The organism is Bacillus sp. V3B, assembly GCF_024494465.1.
In the GTDB taxonomy this organism is placed as follows: Bacteria; Bacillota; Bacilli; order Bacillales; family Cytobacillaceae; genus Bacillus_BD.
Genome location: NZ_JAETXM010000005.1, coordinates 195,329 through 210,945, shown reverse-complemented (window position 1 = coordinate 210,945; position 15,617 = coordinate 195,329). Strand labels below are relative to the sequence as shown.

17 protein-coding genes and 2 pseudogenes are annotated in these 15,617 nt (G+C 34.6%); 4 read left to right on the top strand and 15 right to left on the bottom strand.

Annotation, left to right across the window (positions count from 1 at the left end; genetic code table 11):
• Positions 1-430, top strand: a pseudogene (locus JMM81_RS09430) (RNA-guided endonuclease TnpB family protein); the annotation flags it as partial.
• Between the two features lie 221 nt (positions 431-651).
• On the opposite strand, the pseudogene JMM81_RS09425 reads toward JMM81_RS09430, so the two are convergent.
• The 5 genes and pseudogenes from JMM81_RS09425 to ilvA all read right to left on the bottom strand — a co-directional run.
• A pseudogene (locus JMM81_RS09425) lies at positions 652-1,339 on the bottom strand (DegV family protein); the annotation flags it as partial.
• A 122-nt stretch (positions 1,340-1,461) separates the two neighbouring features.
• Positions 1,462-1,713, bottom strand: a complete 252-nt coding sequence (locus JMM81_RS09420; protein ID WP_256241309.1) for a DUF2535 family protein — start codon at positions 1,711-1,713, stop codon at positions 1,462-1,464.
• A 215-nt stretch (positions 1,714-1,928) separates the two neighbouring features.
• Positions 1,929-2,693, bottom strand: coding sequence for a twin-arginine translocase subunit TatC (gene tatC / locus JMM81_RS09415; protein ID WP_256241308.1), 765 nt, complete (start codon positions 2,691-2,693; stop codon positions 1,929-1,931).
• Positions 2,694-2,835: 142 nt separating this feature from the next.
• The gene (locus tag JMM81_RS09410) at positions 2,836-3,048 is read right to left on the bottom strand and encodes a twin-arginine translocase TatA/TatE family subunit (protein WP_256241307.1); all 213 of its coding nucleotides are present in this window, start codon (positions 3,046-3,048) and stop codon (positions 2,836-2,838) included.
• A 188-nt stretch (positions 3,049-3,236) separates the two neighbouring features.
• Positions 3,237-4,505 (bottom strand): threonine ammonia-lyase IlvA, encoded by a 1,269-nt coding sequence (ilvA, locus tag JMM81_RS09405; protein ID WP_256241306.1) that lies wholly within the window; start codon positions 4,503-4,505, stop codon positions 3,237-3,239.
• Between the two features lie 311 nt (positions 4,506-4,816).
• Here ilvA and JMM81_RS09400 point away from each other — a divergent pair, with 311 nt between their 5' ends.
• Positions 4,817-5,098: a hypothetical protein gene (locus tag JMM81_RS09400; protein WP_256241305.1), complete on the top strand. Its 282-nt coding sequence runs from the start codon at positions 4,817-4,819 to the stop codon at positions 5,096-5,098.
• A gap of 195 nt (positions 5,099-5,293) precedes the next feature.
• Positions 5,294-5,914 (top strand): PAQR family membrane homeostasis protein TrhA, encoded by a 621-nt coding sequence (trhA, locus tag JMM81_RS09395; RefSeq protein ID WP_256241322.1) that lies wholly within the window; start codon positions 5,294-5,296, stop codon positions 5,912-5,914.
• Between the two features lie 95 nt (positions 5,915-6,009).
• On the opposite strand, the gene JMM81_RS09390 is transcribed toward trhA, so the two are convergent.
• The 3 genes from JMM81_RS09390 to JMM81_RS09380 form a co-directional block, all read right to left on the bottom strand.
• The gene (locus tag JMM81_RS09390) at positions 6,010-6,495 is read right to left on the bottom strand and encodes a dihydrofolate reductase (RefSeq protein ID WP_256241304.1); all 486 of its coding nucleotides are present in this window, start codon (positions 6,493-6,495) and stop codon (positions 6,010-6,012) included.
• 35 nt (positions 6,496-6,530) lie between these two features.
• Positions 6,531-7,487, bottom strand: coding sequence for a thymidylate synthase (locus JMM81_RS09385; protein WP_256241303.1), 957 nt, complete (start codon positions 7,485-7,487; stop codon positions 6,531-6,533).
• Between the two features lie 119 nt (positions 7,488-7,606).
• The gene (locus tag JMM81_RS09380) at positions 7,607-8,311 is read right to left on the bottom strand and encodes an anthrax toxin lethal factor-related metalloendopeptidase (protein ID WP_256241302.1); all 705 of its coding nucleotides are present in this window, start codon (positions 8,309-8,311) and stop codon (positions 7,607-7,609) included.
• A gap of 45 nt (positions 8,312-8,356) precedes the next feature.
• On the opposite strand from JMM81_RS09380, the gene JMM81_RS09375 reads away from it, so the two are divergent.
• A complete protein-coding gene (locus JMM81_RS09375; protein ID WP_256241301.1) occupies positions 8,357-8,737 on the top strand; it encodes a GIY-YIG nuclease family protein in 381 nt (126 codons plus the stop codon).
• A gap of 151 nt (positions 8,738-8,888) precedes the next feature.
• Here JMM81_RS09375 and JMM81_RS09370 read toward each other — a convergent pair whose 3' ends face one another.
• From JMM81_RS09370 to JMM81_RS09340, 7 genes are all read right to left on the bottom strand, one after another.
• Entirely contained in the window at positions 8,889-9,509 is a 621-nt protein-coding gene (locus JMM81_RS09370) for a TerD family protein (protein ID WP_256241300.1), read from the bottom strand.
• 203 nt (positions 9,510-9,712) lie between these two features.
• On the bottom strand, positions 9,713-10,813 hold the full coding sequence (locus JMM81_RS09365) for a toxic anion resistance protein (protein ID WP_256241299.1): 1,101 nt from the start codon (positions 10,811-10,813) through the stop codon (positions 9,713-9,715).
• Positions 10,814-10,817: 4 nt separating this feature from the next.
• Complete coding sequence (locus JMM81_RS09360; protein WP_375162364.1) at positions 10,818-12,470, bottom strand: YceG family protein; 1,653 nt, start codon at positions 12,468-12,470, stop codon at positions 10,818-10,820.
• Between the two features lie 838 nt (positions 12,471-13,308).
• Positions 13,309-13,791: a pantetheine-phosphate adenylyltransferase gene (gene coaD, locus JMM81_RS09355; RefSeq protein ID WP_256241298.1), complete on the bottom strand. Its 483-nt coding sequence runs from the start codon at positions 13,789-13,791 to the stop codon at positions 13,309-13,311.
• Positions 13,792-13,800: 9 nt separating this feature from the next.
• Positions 13,801-14,358: a 16S rRNA (guanine(966)-N(2))-methyltransferase RsmD gene (gene rsmD / locus JMM81_RS09350; protein WP_256241297.1), complete on the bottom strand. Its 558-nt coding sequence runs from the start codon at positions 14,356-14,358 to the stop codon at positions 13,801-13,803.
• A gap of 343 nt (positions 14,359-14,701) precedes the next feature.
• Entirely contained in the window at positions 14,702-14,977 is a 276-nt protein-coding gene (locus tag JMM81_RS09345; RefSeq protein ID WP_256241296.1) for a YlbG family protein, read from the bottom strand.
• Between the two features lie 137 nt (positions 14,978-15,114).
• Positions 15,115-15,552 carry a YlbF/YmcA family competence regulator gene (locus JMM81_RS09340; RefSeq protein ID WP_256241295.1) on the bottom strand — a complete coding sequence of 146 codons (438 nt, stop codon included), beginning with the start codon at positions 15,550-15,552 and terminating at the stop codon, positions 15,115-15,117.
• Positions 15,553-15,617: the final 65 nt, after the last annotated feature.

Below are 15,617 nucleotides of genomic sequence, written 5' to 3'. Positions count from 1 at the left end.
ACAAAAGCGAGCAAAGAAAACAACTCGTAATAAGAAAAATGGCAAGATGAACCGTAAGAAACGATTCGGCAAGTCCATCGCTCACCATGCTCCTGCCATGCTCCTAACGATTATTGACCGAAAACTTGGTTATCAAGGACGATCCATCAAGAAAATAGATACCTATGCTACAAAGGCTAGTCAGTTCAATCATCTAACTGGCAAATACAAAAAGAAACAACTCTCAGACCGTTGGAATGGTTTTGGAGAGTTTCGTATCCAGCGTGATTTATATAGCGCCTTCTTGATTGGCAACACGAATGAAACGCTCAATTCCGTTGATGTGGATTTATGCAACGTTGGGTGGGATCGCTTTGTTGAACTGCATAATTATGAGATTGCACGATTAAAACAGTCATCGAGTAAAATATTGCGTTGGTTTGTCGCATAAATACAAATCTGATTGGTCGTGACAACGCCCAAGAGAAGTCGGAACGATAAGCACATCAAGAGTCTTTTTAGGCTTGTTGAGAGAAGTGCCTTGCTATATGCAATACGTCCGTTAATGTTCTAGAAGAACGTACATCAGTGCTTGAGTAGAAACTCTTTCTGCGAAGAAAGATAAGGGTACTCTTGAGAAGTGTATTAGTACCTTAGAACCCCACTGGCTTTAGCCGTGGGAGTTGTCAGTTTCCCTTTAACATCCTCAGTAAAATGCTTTGCGATATATTTCGCTGCTTGGGCATGGCTTCTTACTTTCTCTACAGGGGTATACTCACCGCTTTCTAGCGATGCGATCGGTTTAATATTTAATAGCGAACCTAACATAGCAGTCCCTTTGCCAATCCTTCCACCCTTTGCTAAGTTCTCTAATGTATCGACAACGATGTAAAGACGAGACTGTTGACGCACTTTCTTTAGTTTCTCCACAATATCCTCCGTATTATACCCTTCTTTTACCATTTGAACAGCCTCTACCACTTGGAAAGACAATGCTTTTGAAATAAAACGTGAGTCTACAACCGTTACATTTGTTTCTGTCATGTCTGCAGCACTTTGTGCAGACCGAGCTGTACCACTCATACCTCCCGTTAAATGAATGGAAATGACGTCATAACCTTTCTAAACCAAGTCTGTCATATACTTCGAGAAATGCACCAGTAGACAGTTGTGACGTTTCGGGTAATTCTTCAGACTCTTTCATTTTTTTCATAAACTCAGAAGGAGTAATATCTACTCTATCGGTATACGTTTCACCATTAACACTTATGGTTAATGGAACAACTTCAATATCGTATTTCTTTATTTCCTCATCCATAAGATCCACTGTTGAATCTGTTACGATTTTAATTTTTGACAATCCGTTCACTTCCTTATTAGAACACTAACTTTTATTATACATGCAATAATTATTTTAGAAAAATATCGTCATGAAGCACCCAAAAAATATAAAAAGCACCGACTATGTCGGTGCATACATCATTATGCATTATTCTTAAGTTCTGGCGGTGAAAATATATCCTCATAATCAGGCCACCTTAATATTCTTTTTAAATAATCCTTAAAAGAATAGCATTTTTTCATGCTTTTCTCACCGTAAATAGTTGTCATAAATGTTTGTAAACGGAGTTGAATCATAAAATAATGAGGGTTATCTTTCTCCAATACCGGGATCTCCATAATTTTTACCTTCTGTCCAACAACATTTTTGAACTCTAGGCTTTTAAATAACACTATATCAATCCTTCTTTTCACCCGTTTAATTTTATTATACCTTAATTATAACGCAAAATGTATTTGATTATACAAAAAACCTCGTCTTTTTTTATACAATACTCGACAATTTTCTAGTATTAAAAAATAAAAAATTTATTTACATAACAAGAGGCTGCCTCCAAAATAAATGGGGGTAGCCTCTTGTTATGATATCCATATTGATTATACGAACCTTACTCTTTGGTTATTTCATCATCGTCAGTTGCAAATTCAGCTTCCCATTTCTTTACCTTTTTCAATTTCCGTTTATAGACGATTTTCGATAAGTTCACACTAATCTCATATAAAAAGAGCAATGGAACCGCTACTAGAAAATCAGACATAAAATCTGGTGGTGATATAAGAATCGCAACTACAATAAGAATGAAATAAGCATATTTCCTTATCTTTTGCAGGACGTATGGATTAATAATTCCTAGTGAGGTTAAAAACATTAATACAACAGGCAATTCAAACAGAATACCAAATGGTATTGTCGTATTCATTAGAAAGCGAAAATATTTTTCAGCGGTAAAATTTGTCGCCATCATATCTCCACCGAGTTCAATCAAAAAACTCATAATTGTCGGAAAGATAATAAAATAACCAAAACAAAGCCCCACAATAAAAAGAAGAAACAGGGCAGGAATATATGAAAGTGATATCTTTCTTTCAATTGGCTTGAGAGCAGGTTTAATAAAAAGCCAAATTTGTGTAGCAAGTACTGGAATCGTTCCTGCAACTGCAATGACTCCCGCAATCATGAAATAAATCCAAATAATATCACTTGGCCCCAAAACAATCAGCTTTACATCTAAATCTCTAACAAACCACTGATATATCTCTTCTACATACATAAAACCCACAATAAAAAAGATAATAAACGCGGCAACAATAATAATGAGTCTCTTTCTTAATTCATCTAAATGATCGATAATATTTAATTCTTTATCCGTCATGTACTTCCCCTGCCATTTTTTCTTTTAAAAAAACCTAAAGTGTATATCATAAACTGTTTAATGAATAAACAAATTTACACAAAAAATTCAGTGATCACACCTTAAATTCAAGAAAAAAAGGTGTAAGAGAAAATCTCACACCTTATTTAGTCACTTTTGTCGATTCTGTTACATCTTTTTTTACATCTTCTACTTCATCCATTACGTCACTTGTTAATTCACGCGTAGACTTTTTAAATTCACGTAGCGTTTGTCCAAAGGCGCGACCAATTTCGGGTAATTTCTTTGGTCCAAATATGATAAGAGCTAGAATAAGGATTAAGATTAATCCTGGAACTCCAATGTTTGATAACATAAGATGCATCTCCCTTTGTCGTTTATTGTCTTACTATTTTTCTAGCTTAATTATATTACAACTATACACACTTTGGTAAAAGAGAAATGAACTTTCATATAAACTTCACAAAAACCATGAGATATTTATAATATGTGATGATTATCATTTTATCTCAAACAAAAAACCTGTATTATGACTCCCTTTACCTAGATCAATAAATGAAATAAACGACTATCGTTATTAATTTCGGAGTATTTAAAGCCCTTTTTCTCCATTCTTACAATTAAATCACTATAATCCGATTTATATTTTAATTCAATGCCGACAAGTGCTGGTCCATTATCCTTATTATTTTTCTTCGTATATTCGAAACGAGTAATATCATCATTTTCCCCAAGTACTTCATCTAAAAATTCACGTAAGGCACCTGCACGTTGCGGGAAATTAACAATAAAGTAATGAAGCAGTCCCTCATATAGTAAGGATCTTTCCTTGATATCCTGCATCCTTCCAATATCATTGTTTCCTCCGCTTATCACACAAACAACGGTTTTTCCTTTAATTTGATCTTTGTAAAAATCGAGTGCAGAGACTGGTAATGCTCCAGCCGGTTCAACCACAATCGCATGCTCATTATATAACTCTAGAATAGAAGTACATATTTTCCCTTCAGGAACAACGATGATATCTTCCACTAAATCTTCACAGATGGAGTAAGTTTTTTCTCCTACACAAGCTACAGCGGCACCATCCACAAAGCTATCAATCGATTTAAGTTGTGTAACTTGATGATTTTGCAGAGACACTTGCATAGAAGGAGCACCTTTTGGCTCTACTCCAATTACTTTTGTCTCAGGTGAAACGCTGTTTATATAAGTACTTAAACCAGAAATCAGTCCACCTCCACCAATACTACCAAACACAAAATCGATTTTATCATCACAATCATTTAAAATCTCAACAGCAACCGTTCCTTGACCAGCTATAACCTTTTCATCGTTAAAAGGATGGATAAATGTCCTTCCTTCTTCTTCTGCACAAATAACAGCTTGATTATAAGAATCATCAAAGGTATCTCCACTCAACACGATTTCGACAAATTCCCTCCCATGCATTTCAACCGATCGAATCTTTTGACTTGGAGTAGTCGTAGGCATGTAAATTTTCCCTTGGATTTTAAGCTGCCGACATGCATAAGCAACACCTTGAGCATGATTTCCCGCACTTGCACAAATAACACCATTTCCTAGTTTTTCTTGTGGTAGCATTTTCATCGCATAGTAAGCACCGCGCAATTTAAAAGAGCGTACAACTTGTAAATCTTCTCTTTTTAAATAAACATTACAATCATACTTCTCGGATAATCGCTCGTTTTTTTGCAATGGCGTATGGGTAACGATATCTTTAAGATGCTGGTAAGCAATGAGAATATCCTCCACTTGCAACCATTTCTTTTTTACAACCTTCTGTTCCATATCTTCACCCTCAATTCATTTCTATATCCTTATTATTAATCAGTACATTATATCATGAATCCCGATATTTTCAATTCCCCCTTCCCAATATACATATATTTCTGTTAATTATGAGCCTAAATCTTTATTGTTTTTCCAGTTCATATAAAGAACATTTTGAAAAAAATGATGAAACTCGATGAATAAAATAAAAGAAATAGGGAAATCCATTGATGTAAGGCTTTAGAATGTGTTATATATGATATATAGTGCTATTAAATACGAATATCGTTAATAGTCAATTAATTGCTACAGGATTGGGAGGATTTACAATGGATAAACGTAAAGCAGCAGAAATGGTTGGTTTGGATTTTGGCTATGTTTTAGAAGCAGCAAATTATTTTAATTCTTTAGACGAAACATTTAACTGGATCTATCTTACAGGGCATAATTATGAATTAAGTCAACAAGATTTAATTAAACAATTATCCGCTGTTACGGTTGAACAAATGAAAGAAGTTGGTGCGAATACACCTGCTGAGTATATGGTTCTAGACCATGATCACACCTATATAACAAGTGAAGGAATAGCATATTTACGTATTACAAGATAAAAAAACAATAAAATACGAAAGATGATTACAAAAGCAGCCTATACACGATGGCTGCTTTATTCATTATTGAACAATAAAATACATTATCATTTTTCAATTTGAGTACAGGGATTGATTTTTACTTTTATTATTCATTGTTATTGTTTCTCTAATAGACTAAAATGAAACAACATAAAATTATGGAGGTATAATATGATCTTTTCGCTTAAAGAAGAAATAGCTAATAGTATTACTCATGGGATCGGGTTTCTATTAAGTATGCCTGCACTCGTTCTACTAGTCGTTTTTGCCGTTCAAAGTGGTGACCCGTGGAGGATTGTTAGCTTTACTATATTTGGTGTTACGATGATTCTATTGTACCTTTCTTCAACTCTTTTACACAGTATTCAACACCCTAAAGTAAAATATTTTTTTGAAATTCTGGACCATTCAGCGATTTACTTACTTATTGCCGGCACCTATACGCCTTTTGTCTTAATTCCTCTACGCGGAGGACTAGGGTGGACTTTATTCGGAATTATATGGGGCCTAGCTATTTTGGGTGTTGTTTTTAAATTCTTTTTTGTCAAAAAGTTCATCATTCTTTCAACCATTCTATATGTGATCATGGGTTGGTTAATCGTGATCGGCATTAAGCCTCTTTATGAATTTCTTGGTAATTATGGATTTAGCTTGTTACTGATAGGTGGTATTCTCTACACAGTTGGATCCATTTTCTATATGCTACAAAAAACCCCCTATTTCCATGCTGTTTGGCATATCTTTGTTCTTGCAGGGAGTTCATCTATCTATTTTTGTATTTTATTTTATGTATAACAAAATACAAAAATATCTTGTGTAACTAGATTATTACCTCTCACAAAAGGAAGCAACCATCCGGTTGCTTCCTTTTGTATACACACTTCAACTTTTTATTTACGCTCGTAAATATTGAAAGAATAATCATAAGGGTTTTTTTCGTCTTTGGGCCCTTTTTCTGTGGAAATGAGATTCCAATCCGTTTCGTTAAATTCAGGAAAAAACGTATCACCTTCAAATTCATGTTCAATCATTGTAATATAAAGACGATCCACGTTTGGAAATGTTACTTGAAAAAGTTCTGCACCACCAATTACAAATACTTCTTCCTGTTTTTCTTCAGTAAACTTGGTCAATTCTTCTACTGAATGAATAACCGTACAGCCTTCCACCTTATACTCCTGATTTCTCGTCACAATGATATTTTCTCTACCAGGTAGTGGTTTCCCAATTGACTCATACGTTTTTCTTCCCATTATAATAGGATGTCCCATCGTTACTCTTTTAAAAAATTGTAAATCTGCTGGTAAATACCATGGTAACTGGTTATTCTTCCCAATGACCCGATTTTTATCCATTGCTACAATATATGAAATCATATCATAACCTCCTTTTTCAATAAGTATAAAATAACTTATACAGCTACAGGTGCTTTAATCGCTGGATGTGGATCATATCCCTCAATTTTTAAATCTTCCATTTCAAGATCAAATAAAGATTGTTTATTCTTGTTTATATGTAAAGTTGGAAAAGGCTTTGGTTCACGTGTTAACTGTGTTTTAATTTGCTCAATATGATTATTATAGATATGAGCATCTCCAATTGTGTGGACAAACTCGCCTACTTCAAGTCCACATTCATGGGCAATTAAATGCGTTAACAACGCATAACTAGCAATATTAAAAGGAATTCCGAGAAAAATATCCCCACTACGCTGGTATAATTGGCAGCTTAATTTTCCACCATACACATAAAATTGAAACAATGTATGGCACGGTGGCAAAGCCATTTGTGGTGTAAATTCAGGTGACCATGATGTTAAGATTAACCGTCGAGAATCAGGATTAGTTTTAATTTGCTCGATCAAATCCTTCAACTGATCAATGGCTTCTCCTTTTGTCGTTTCCCATGCCCGCCATTGTTTTCCATAAACAGGACCTAGATCCCCATACTTTTTTGCAAACTCATCATCTTTTACTATCTTATCTTTAAATTTATCCATTTCTTCTTGATAACGTTGACGAAATGCCTGATCTTGTTCACTGCGTAATCCAAAGTCTTTCATATCAGGTCCTTTATATTCATCACTTTCAATCCATTTTTTAAACGCCCATTCATTCCAAATATTGTTATTATATTGAAGTAAGTAACGAATATTTGTATCGCCTTTAATAAACCATAATAGCTCACTCGCTATTAAACGAAAGGGGATTCTTTTTGTTGTCAGTAAGGGAAATCCCTTTTGTAGATCAAATTTCATTTGATGACCAAAAACAGATAAGGTTCCTGTTCCTGTTCGATCACTTTTTTGATTGCCATTTTGTAATACATGACGGCACATGTTTAAATATTCGTACTCTGGATGTTGCAATAGCTTACACTCCCTTTGATAAACTTCACGATTAAAAAGACAACGAAGTCAGTTACTTTTCTAATTCACTACTACATTTAACAGCAATGACCATTTCCATTGTATCAAATATCCAAACTCTAGGACAAACCTCTGATCAATTGATAGGTCATTGGAGCTGACCTTTTCAATTTTTCTCGATATTTTCCACCCATATAAAAATAAGCAAAGCTTTCAGCAAAATATTCTTCAGGAAAGGTTAAAAAATAATGGTTTCCAGGAAACAATTGGTCTTTTTCTTGATTCCAAATATCTAAAAAATGTTGTTGATAACGAAGTCCTCTATAGACATGGCGGTCGATCGAGTGTGCCAATTCATGAAATTCTAGATTGATAGAATTATGTCCATTTCCTTGATTACTTGATCCTATTTTCACAAGAACGGTTTTACTCCCCCCCATGCCTGGTACATTGTCCCATGTTACTTTCTTGACATAACCACGAGGAACCACACCCGAAAGATGTGTAGCCGTTCTGTTATCGGTTAAATTGCCAGTAAATAGTTTGACCACAATATCATTTCGATAAATTTTTGCTAATAGGGAAGTTGGGAGCCTGTCCAATCGTGATATCATTTTTGCAGCTTCTTCTTGATTAAAATTTGAATTTGGAAGAATAATAATATGATTAAGTTCATGTACAGACGTTAACTGCAACGATGTCTTCAAAATAGAGGTTTCTGGATAATCTTTTAGCTTTATCCCTCCTTTTTCCGCTTGGGAATTTCCCATAAGCGCTAATGAAAGAAGCGCGATACAAAGGAGAATATAATTCTTGTTTTTCATTAGCCTCAGTCCTTATCATAATCAAATCTAGGAGGTTATCAATCTATGTTGGAATCGATTAACATTGAACATACGCTCTACACTATTTATCTCAAATTAGACGATAGTCAGGTGGTTTCAGTAGGAAAGCTCGGGGAATTTTCTTTTCCAAAAGGAATATATATTTATGTAGGCAGTGCCAAAAGAAACCTCAAACAAAGAATTGAACGACATAAAAAGATTCAAAAGAAATTTCATTGGCATTTTGACTATCTTCGTCTATATGGAACAATTACTAGAATTATAACATATGATCGTAGGTTCGGAGAGTGTGAGTTAGCTGAGAATATTAGGAAAAAAGAAAATGGGATTACCAAGGTTAAAGGATTCGGCTCCTCTGATTGCAAATGCGACTCTCATCTAATCTATATTGGGGATTATCATTAAAATGGTTCTTAAAATTATTTTTGTAGAAGATTTTACTTTAAAATGGATAATGGATATGAGAAATTCTAAAGAAGAGTCCACTGGAAATAGTCATGGAAAAGAGGTCTGACAGTTACTGTCAGACCTTCTTTTCTTATATTCTCTCTATTTATTACGTATATGAACGAACAAGGTCACTCAGACTGGCTGCTGTCGTGCCATTCCCTACTGCTGCAAATTTCCAATCAGATCCATTACGGTAGAGCTCACCTACAAATAACGATGTTTTTCCGCTATAATCATCTGATAAATTATAATGGATTAACTCCTGCCCGTTGGCTGGATTTACAATTCTAATAAATGCATTCTTGATCATACCGAAATGCTGTCTTCTTTTCACACAATCATAAATATTTACAGCAAATACAAGTTTATGAACCGTAGAAGGAATACGATCTAAGTCAATACGTACTTGCTCATCATCACCAGCACCCTCACCTGTTAAATTATCTCCTGAATGCTGAATGCTACCATCGTTACTTTTTAAATTCCCAAAATAAATCACATCACTATTGTGTTTAAGCTTACCGTTTTCATCAAGTAGAATAACAGATGCATCACAATCAACATTTGGTCCTGAGCTACCGCCGCCAAAGAGTGAGCTTAAGAAACCACCTTTGCTGCCGCTACCACTCGCAACTGGGTCCCAACCAAGACCGACCATGATTTTGCTTAAACCGGGGTTCCCTTTCGTTAAATCAACACGTTGACCTTTTTGCAAACTAATAGCCAAATCAATCACCTCTATAACTAATTTATATTTAAAAACTTTGTGGACAGTCACACACTTCGATGAATCCTTACAGTAAGCTATAAAAAGGCCTTTCTATGAGGTTTCGTCATGTGCTTGTTTAGAATGAACACAAAGGAAATCCTCTTTGAGATACTACATGGAAACAAACCTCTCTTGTTTCGAAGGTAATTATTATTTTCTTATTAGGAATGTTTTACTTTTTGAAAGCTCTCCTGCAGTTGTTCTAATCGTTTTGTCCCTTCCTCTCGAAGGCGTTTGTTCTCTTCTTCAATCGATCTGGTTTCCTGCATCCCCTTCATAATAATATTCCATGACTCCTCAACCGTTTCAATCTTGATACTAGGACTCCCCGCAAGCCGAGAGATATCAACACTTTGCTGGGATATATTTTGTGCATTTCGAACAAGCATTTCATTTGTTCTTCTATCAAGTTCACTCATTGAATCAGCGACCAGTTTTTGGCGTTTAGCCGCCATTGCTTGAATGAGGCCATTTTTAAAAATAGGAATAGTGGTCACAAATGCGGAATTTATTTTTCCAATAAGCTTTGTATTTCCACGCTGTAGCAGTCTAATTTGCGGTGCAGTCTGTAAAGAAACCATCTTTGCCATTTCAAGATCATACACTCTTTGCTCTAACAGTTCGACAGCATTACGCAAAGTATCAAGCTGCATAGAAGCAATTTGGTCTCCTCCCGCAGCACGTGATTCTAATTGGGGTAGTTGATGGGCCTTTAACTCATCCGCCTTCATTTGTCCGGCAACAGCATACTTTTCAAGTTCTAAATAGAATTGATAATTTTGCTCGTACATATCTTCGAGCATCGTTGTCGAATTGACCATTTCACTCTGATATTTGGAAATTTCAACATATACTTTATCAATTTCATTCCCCATCGTTTGATACTTTCCAAACAGTTTTTCAACGATTTTTTCACCTTTCTTAAAAAGCTTTCCAAAAATCCCTCCTGAGGTTTTTTCAAAATCCTTTTTATCAAACTTATCCATGATTCGACCAAGTTGCTTTAACAATTCCCCTGAATCCTCAACCTTTGTTGTTTTCATATTACTTAAGATTTGATCAGAAAAACGTGAAATTTGTACAGCAGGTTCTTTTCCGAATTCAAGAATTTGAATTTGATCGCGCTCATCAATTGAATGAGCAAGAGTTTGCACCTCCGGATCATTTCGTAATGCAAGCTTAAGTTCCGATACTTTTGTTTCAGAAAGCTTATCATCAACCGGTGTTATACTAGTTTCAATTGGTTGAATCTGATTAGTCATTTCATTAATCCCCTCTCAAATTTTTTAAAAAACCATTAAAGAATATTTTTTTCAATGGAGATGGCTCTTTATATTCCTGATCAAAAACAAGATCCTCTAGCCAATGAGTATCAAAAATTTTATCATCTATATAAGTTTCAATATCATTCTGTCCTGACGGATTATAGATCATAATATCGATACCAAATTGATTTAAAAGTAATAATAATGCCGCATCGGTTCTTGTTATTGTGCCGTTCAAACCATTATTATAAAGAACTAATTTTGGGACATCTTGTGAATAATCAAATTTTTGCATAAGTCTCACAATTTCGGATGGAATTTGCATACCCTGTGTAAACAAATAAACTTTTACTTCTTCCTCAGTTTCTTTATGAATCGGCTTTAGTCGAGGTTGTGTACAACTATTCTTGATCGCCATTGCTATCCCGTTCTGTAAACCTTTAGGAAGATGGTTATATTTCCAATAATTTGCTTCCATTATTTTTATTACATCTAGTTCACCACTTTTTGAAAGTGCATTACGATAATGAAAGCGAAAGTCATTGTTGATCGAATGTGTTAATGGGAACTGTGTAATTAATAGGTTATTCTCCAATTCAGTAAGTGAGTGAAGACGCTCCCAGTACTCTTTTCGGTTTTTACTAACTCCTTGAATCTTGGCAAAAATGGATGGAATTCTTACAACTCCATCCTTCACTTCAAAACCAGGGCGAATCATGGCTTTCTCTTTACCAAGAATAAATAATTCATCATAGGTTGTTTTCAATGTAACAGAAGAAGGCGTATAATCCCTTAACTGCCATGGTTTATATAATCCAGAACCTTCATGATTAAGGATCGACTCAATTTCCCGCGATGCTCGATAAGCCACCGTTGCTTTCCGACTTCTCTTTTCAGTCGGAAAAGGTTCAGAATCTCGAGTTTCTGGAAATTTATGAACAAAGGTTAGTTTTTGCTCAGCGTCCATACCAGAAAGTGGATCTTGGCCACTGGGATTAAACATTAAAACATCACAGCCTAGCTGGATTAAATAATACAAAAAATATTGATGGCTTTTTTTCGTATTTCCATACCAAAGAAACTTTGGCATATTCGTATCTGTACTTGACCTCTCAAGCATTTCAGACAAATGATTAAACGACCATTTAATCAAATCCACTAAAACTCTCTGTAACTCGTTACTTTTTAATCCTTTTGTTTCCATTTTTGAAAAAATCTGTAACGTAGCAACCATGGCTTCTCTTATTTTACGATGAATAGCTGGAACAGATGACTTTAAAAGAAGCTGTTCACCATCCAGAAAAGCAGTAAAACGATTAATGGATAGATTTTGTTCACGGTTTATGTTTAACACCTTTTGTATTGATTGAAATTGCTGGTTATGAATTGTTTTATCTAAAAAATCATGGCTGATCAATTCAATTCCGGGAATTTCCTGATGAACGAAATCATATAGCTGATTATAATATTCGTCCTCATCTAAAGAGATACCAAGAAATCGAGCTACTACTTGTCCGATATGTACGATTCCCTGATCAATAACATATTGGGGACGTTCGGATATAGGCTTATTTAACGTTGACTGCCAATTTTCAAAAGACAATGGCAAAATATGAAGAGTCATTTGCTGAGTCGTTTGTTTCAAGTTTGTCACTTCCCTTTAACAGCGAAAGATTATATTCAAAAAGGGTGATAAAAATGTAGAAACGAGGGGAACTTCTAGTACTTTTTTCTGCACTAAAGAAGGGATATTCAAGAAAACCTCATTTCCATTTATTAAAACTTCTTTTTAAATAGTTATTCCTTTTCATCATAACATAGCTTCTTTCCAATTAGTATGATTACGCTGAATTGGTAGGAAAGGTTTCAGTTTTATTAAATTTCTATTTACTTTATTCACCGTTTAGTAAATCCATACATATAGTTGAATACAGTGATAACTATGAATTGAAAACTTCCCTTTCTGAATTTTCTCGCATTTAACTATAAGCAACAATAATAGATGATTATTATGTTAAAAAGGGTGAACAGCATGAGATTTATGTATAAACGAGCTGCAGATGAAGAATTGCAAACCGATTTAAATATCGTTCAGCATACATTAAATTCAGGATATTTTATTTTAATAGATCTAATATTTTGGGCATTTTTTTTAACTTTTTTCACTACAACAGCACACCATTCGATCAAATTAGCTATCCTTTTTTTTATCAGTTACTATATTTCTGGTGTATGTTTATTTTTATTGTTAAGAAGTTGGCTCAAAAACTAACTACTAACACCATTATTGCTGTTTTCAATGACAATTCAGCTAAAAAGAGAGCAGACAAGAATGAAAATACTGAAAAGTGTTCACTTTGAATCATTAAAAGGGACTCTCATCCGTATACACTAAATAAAGAAGTTGATTATTTACATGTAGTAGTTAATCAACTTCTTTCTCTCTTTAAAATGGACCTTTTCAACGCCTTCGACAAACACTCGTCTTTTCTTTAGACAGTAAACTTATCCTTTAAAGCTTTTTCAACTACTTTAGGTACTAACTCCGAAATATCTGCGCCATATCGTGCCACTTCCTTTACAATACTAGAACTTAAGAAAGAATATTGATTTCTCGTCATGATAAAGAATGTTTCAAGATCTTTGTTTAATAAGCGATTCATAGACGTGATTTGCATTTCATACTCAAAATCAGAAACAGCCCGTAACCCTCTAATATTAGCTGTTGCACCAACTTTTCGAGCATAGTCAACTAACAGCCCACTATACCAATCAGCTTCTATATTGGGAATATCCCTCGTCACTTCTTTAATTAAATCTACTCGTTCTTCAACCGTAAACAAAGGATTTTTGGATCCGTTATTCAGCACGACAATATAGAGCTTATCAAATATTCGAGCTCCCCTCGTAATAATATCTAAATGACCATTTGTAAGCGGGTCAAAAGTTCCTGGGCAAATCGCAATATTATCCATATTTTCCTCCTATTTTTCCCCATATGTATAAATAGAAACAGCAATGATTCCATATTTCTCATATTTAGTTTTTACGAAATTTCCAACAATTTCAGGTAGAGTAATTTCAGATCCATGCTCACAAACGACAGTACCATTTTCACTTAAAAGTTTGTGTTCATCTAGCATTTTCAAAAGCTTTTCTAACTGTTGCTTTTTATAAGGAGGATCCAAAAAAATATTATTAAACACGAGTTCTCTCTTTGTAACCGCTTTAATAGCCCTCTCTGCATCATTACGATACACTTCAACCTGATGATCAAATTCACATTTATGAATATTTTCATAGATCGTTTGGATTGCTTTTCCATCCCGATCGACAAAAATGACTTTTTCTAATCCTCTACTTAATGCTTCTATGCCAAGTCCACCGCTTCCAGCAAATAAATCAAGACCTATCCCTCCATCAAAATAGGGACCAATCATATTGAATATAGCTTCTTTTACCTTATCAGTCGTTGGCCGAGTTGAATTACCTGGAACAGCCTTTAATGCCTTTCCTTTGCAACTACCTGAAACCACTCTCATTATATCACCACAACATTTCCATTTTCATTAACTTTTTTTATTTTCTATCCTAACACACAGAATCAAAGTAGCCAATCATAAGTATTCCATTTTCAAGAAAAAAGAGTCAATTTTAACGTATAAGGAACTTTAATATGGAAATAATGAAAGTAACAACATCATTCGAGGATGTTGTTGCCAACCGCGGAGAAGACTTACGTTTCCCCATAAGTTCTTCCTCCGGTTTCTCCTCTCCCTTTACCTTCTATCCAAGTTGGATATAGAAGGACCCTGCAGATTGCTGCAGGGATTTTTTATTTTTTCAATTATATAGAAAAAAGCTAACTCAAAAGGAGTCAGCCTTTTAGATACCCATTTTATAATCATATTCCTTCGCCTTATCTGGCTTCGAATTTTCAAATTCTATTTTAATAAACGGTTTATAAGAGGGTTCAACCTTTTTAACAAAGGAATAGGACTTTATTTTCGTCATTAACTCTTCTATTTCCTCTTGATTACAATATAAAACAGCATATTTTAATCTTTTTGAAACATAATGAACATTGCCAAACCTTCTAAGCATTTTTGCTTGTTTAAGTGAATATAACCAAACAATCAGTCCTTGTCGTTGACCTAACATAACATTTCCCCTTACATATATTTCTATTTCTAGTCTAGCATAATAAGGAACAGAGTTTCAATCCATATTAGGCTTGACAAAACAAATGAGTTTACCTCAAAAGGGCAAACCCATTTTTACCTGCTATATAAATCCTGTTAAGCTGAACAGCTGCAACCCCCGCCAGAACCGCAACCACTTGAATGACTACCGAAGAAAGGATTGCCAGTGGGCACTTTAATATGTTCGGAAACAGAGTGACCGATCAGCATACTCACTTCATCAAACAAATCTTGCAAATCATTTTCTGCTTTTCGAAGTTCAGCCACATTTTCATCAAGGTCCATTTCTCGTTTTAAATGCCTAACCCTGGTCATAATCGTTTTATAATCAGGGTGGTATTTACCAAAACGCTGTACGTCCTCGTATTGTTCTTTTATCTTAACGAATTCACGGATTTTCCGCTGTGTTTCATCATTGTTCTTTACATTATATAAACATCTATTATAATGATCAGCTAATTCTGACTGCAGTATCATTTTAGCTATTTCTTCTGCTTTCTCTACTATTACCACACTTTCCATTGTAGCAAGCATAATCGCTCACCTCCGCTTCATATTTTAACATAAAACTGAGTCAAAACGAAGTATCTGATTTTTAA

Coding starts and splice junctions, on each gene's coding strand:
- rsmD (WP_256241297.1), bottom strand. CDS start 14,358: ATGAGAGTGGTTTCAGGTAGTTGCAAAGGAAAGGCATTAAAGGCTGTT.
- coaD (WP_256241298.1), bottom strand. CDS start 13,791: ATGGATAATATTGCGATTTGCCCAGGAACTTTTGACCCGCTTACAAAT.
- JMM81_RS09390 (WP_256241304.1), bottom strand. CDS start 6,495: ATGATTTCATATATTGTAGCAATGGATAAAAATCGGGTCATTGGGAAG.
- tatC (WP_256241308.1), bottom strand. CDS start 2,693: ATGACGGATAAAGAATTAAATATTATCGATCATTTAGATGAATTAAGA.
- JMM81_RS09375 (WP_256241301.1), top strand. CDS start 8,357: ATGTTGGAATCGATTAACATTGAACATACGCTCTACACTATTTATCTC.
- ilvA (WP_256241306.1), bottom strand. CDS start 4,505: ATGGAACAGAAGGTTGTAAAAAAGAAATGGTTGCAAGTGGAGGATATT.
- JMM81_RS09400 (WP_256241305.1), top strand. CDS start 4,817: ATGGATAAACGTAAAGCAGCAGAAATGGTTGGTTTGGATTTTGGCTAT.
- JMM81_RS09365 (WP_256241299.1), bottom strand. CDS start 10,813: ATGACTAATCAGATTCAACCAATTGAAACTAGTATAACACCGGTTGAT.
- JMM81_RS09410 (WP_256241307.1), bottom strand. CDS start 3,048: ATGTTATCAAACATTGGAGTTCCAGGATTAATCTTAATCCTTATTCTA.
- JMM81_RS09340 (WP_256241295.1), bottom strand. CDS start 15,552: ATGCTTGCTACAATGGAAAGTGTGGTAATAGTAGAGAAAGCAGAAGAA.
- JMM81_RS09345 (WP_256241296.1), bottom strand. CDS start 14,977: ATGTTAGGTCAACGACAAGGACTGATTGTTTGGTTATATTCACTTAAA.
- JMM81_RS09380 (WP_256241302.1), bottom strand. CDS start 8,311: ATGAAAAACAAGAATTATATTCTCCTTTGTATCGCGCTTCTTTCATTA.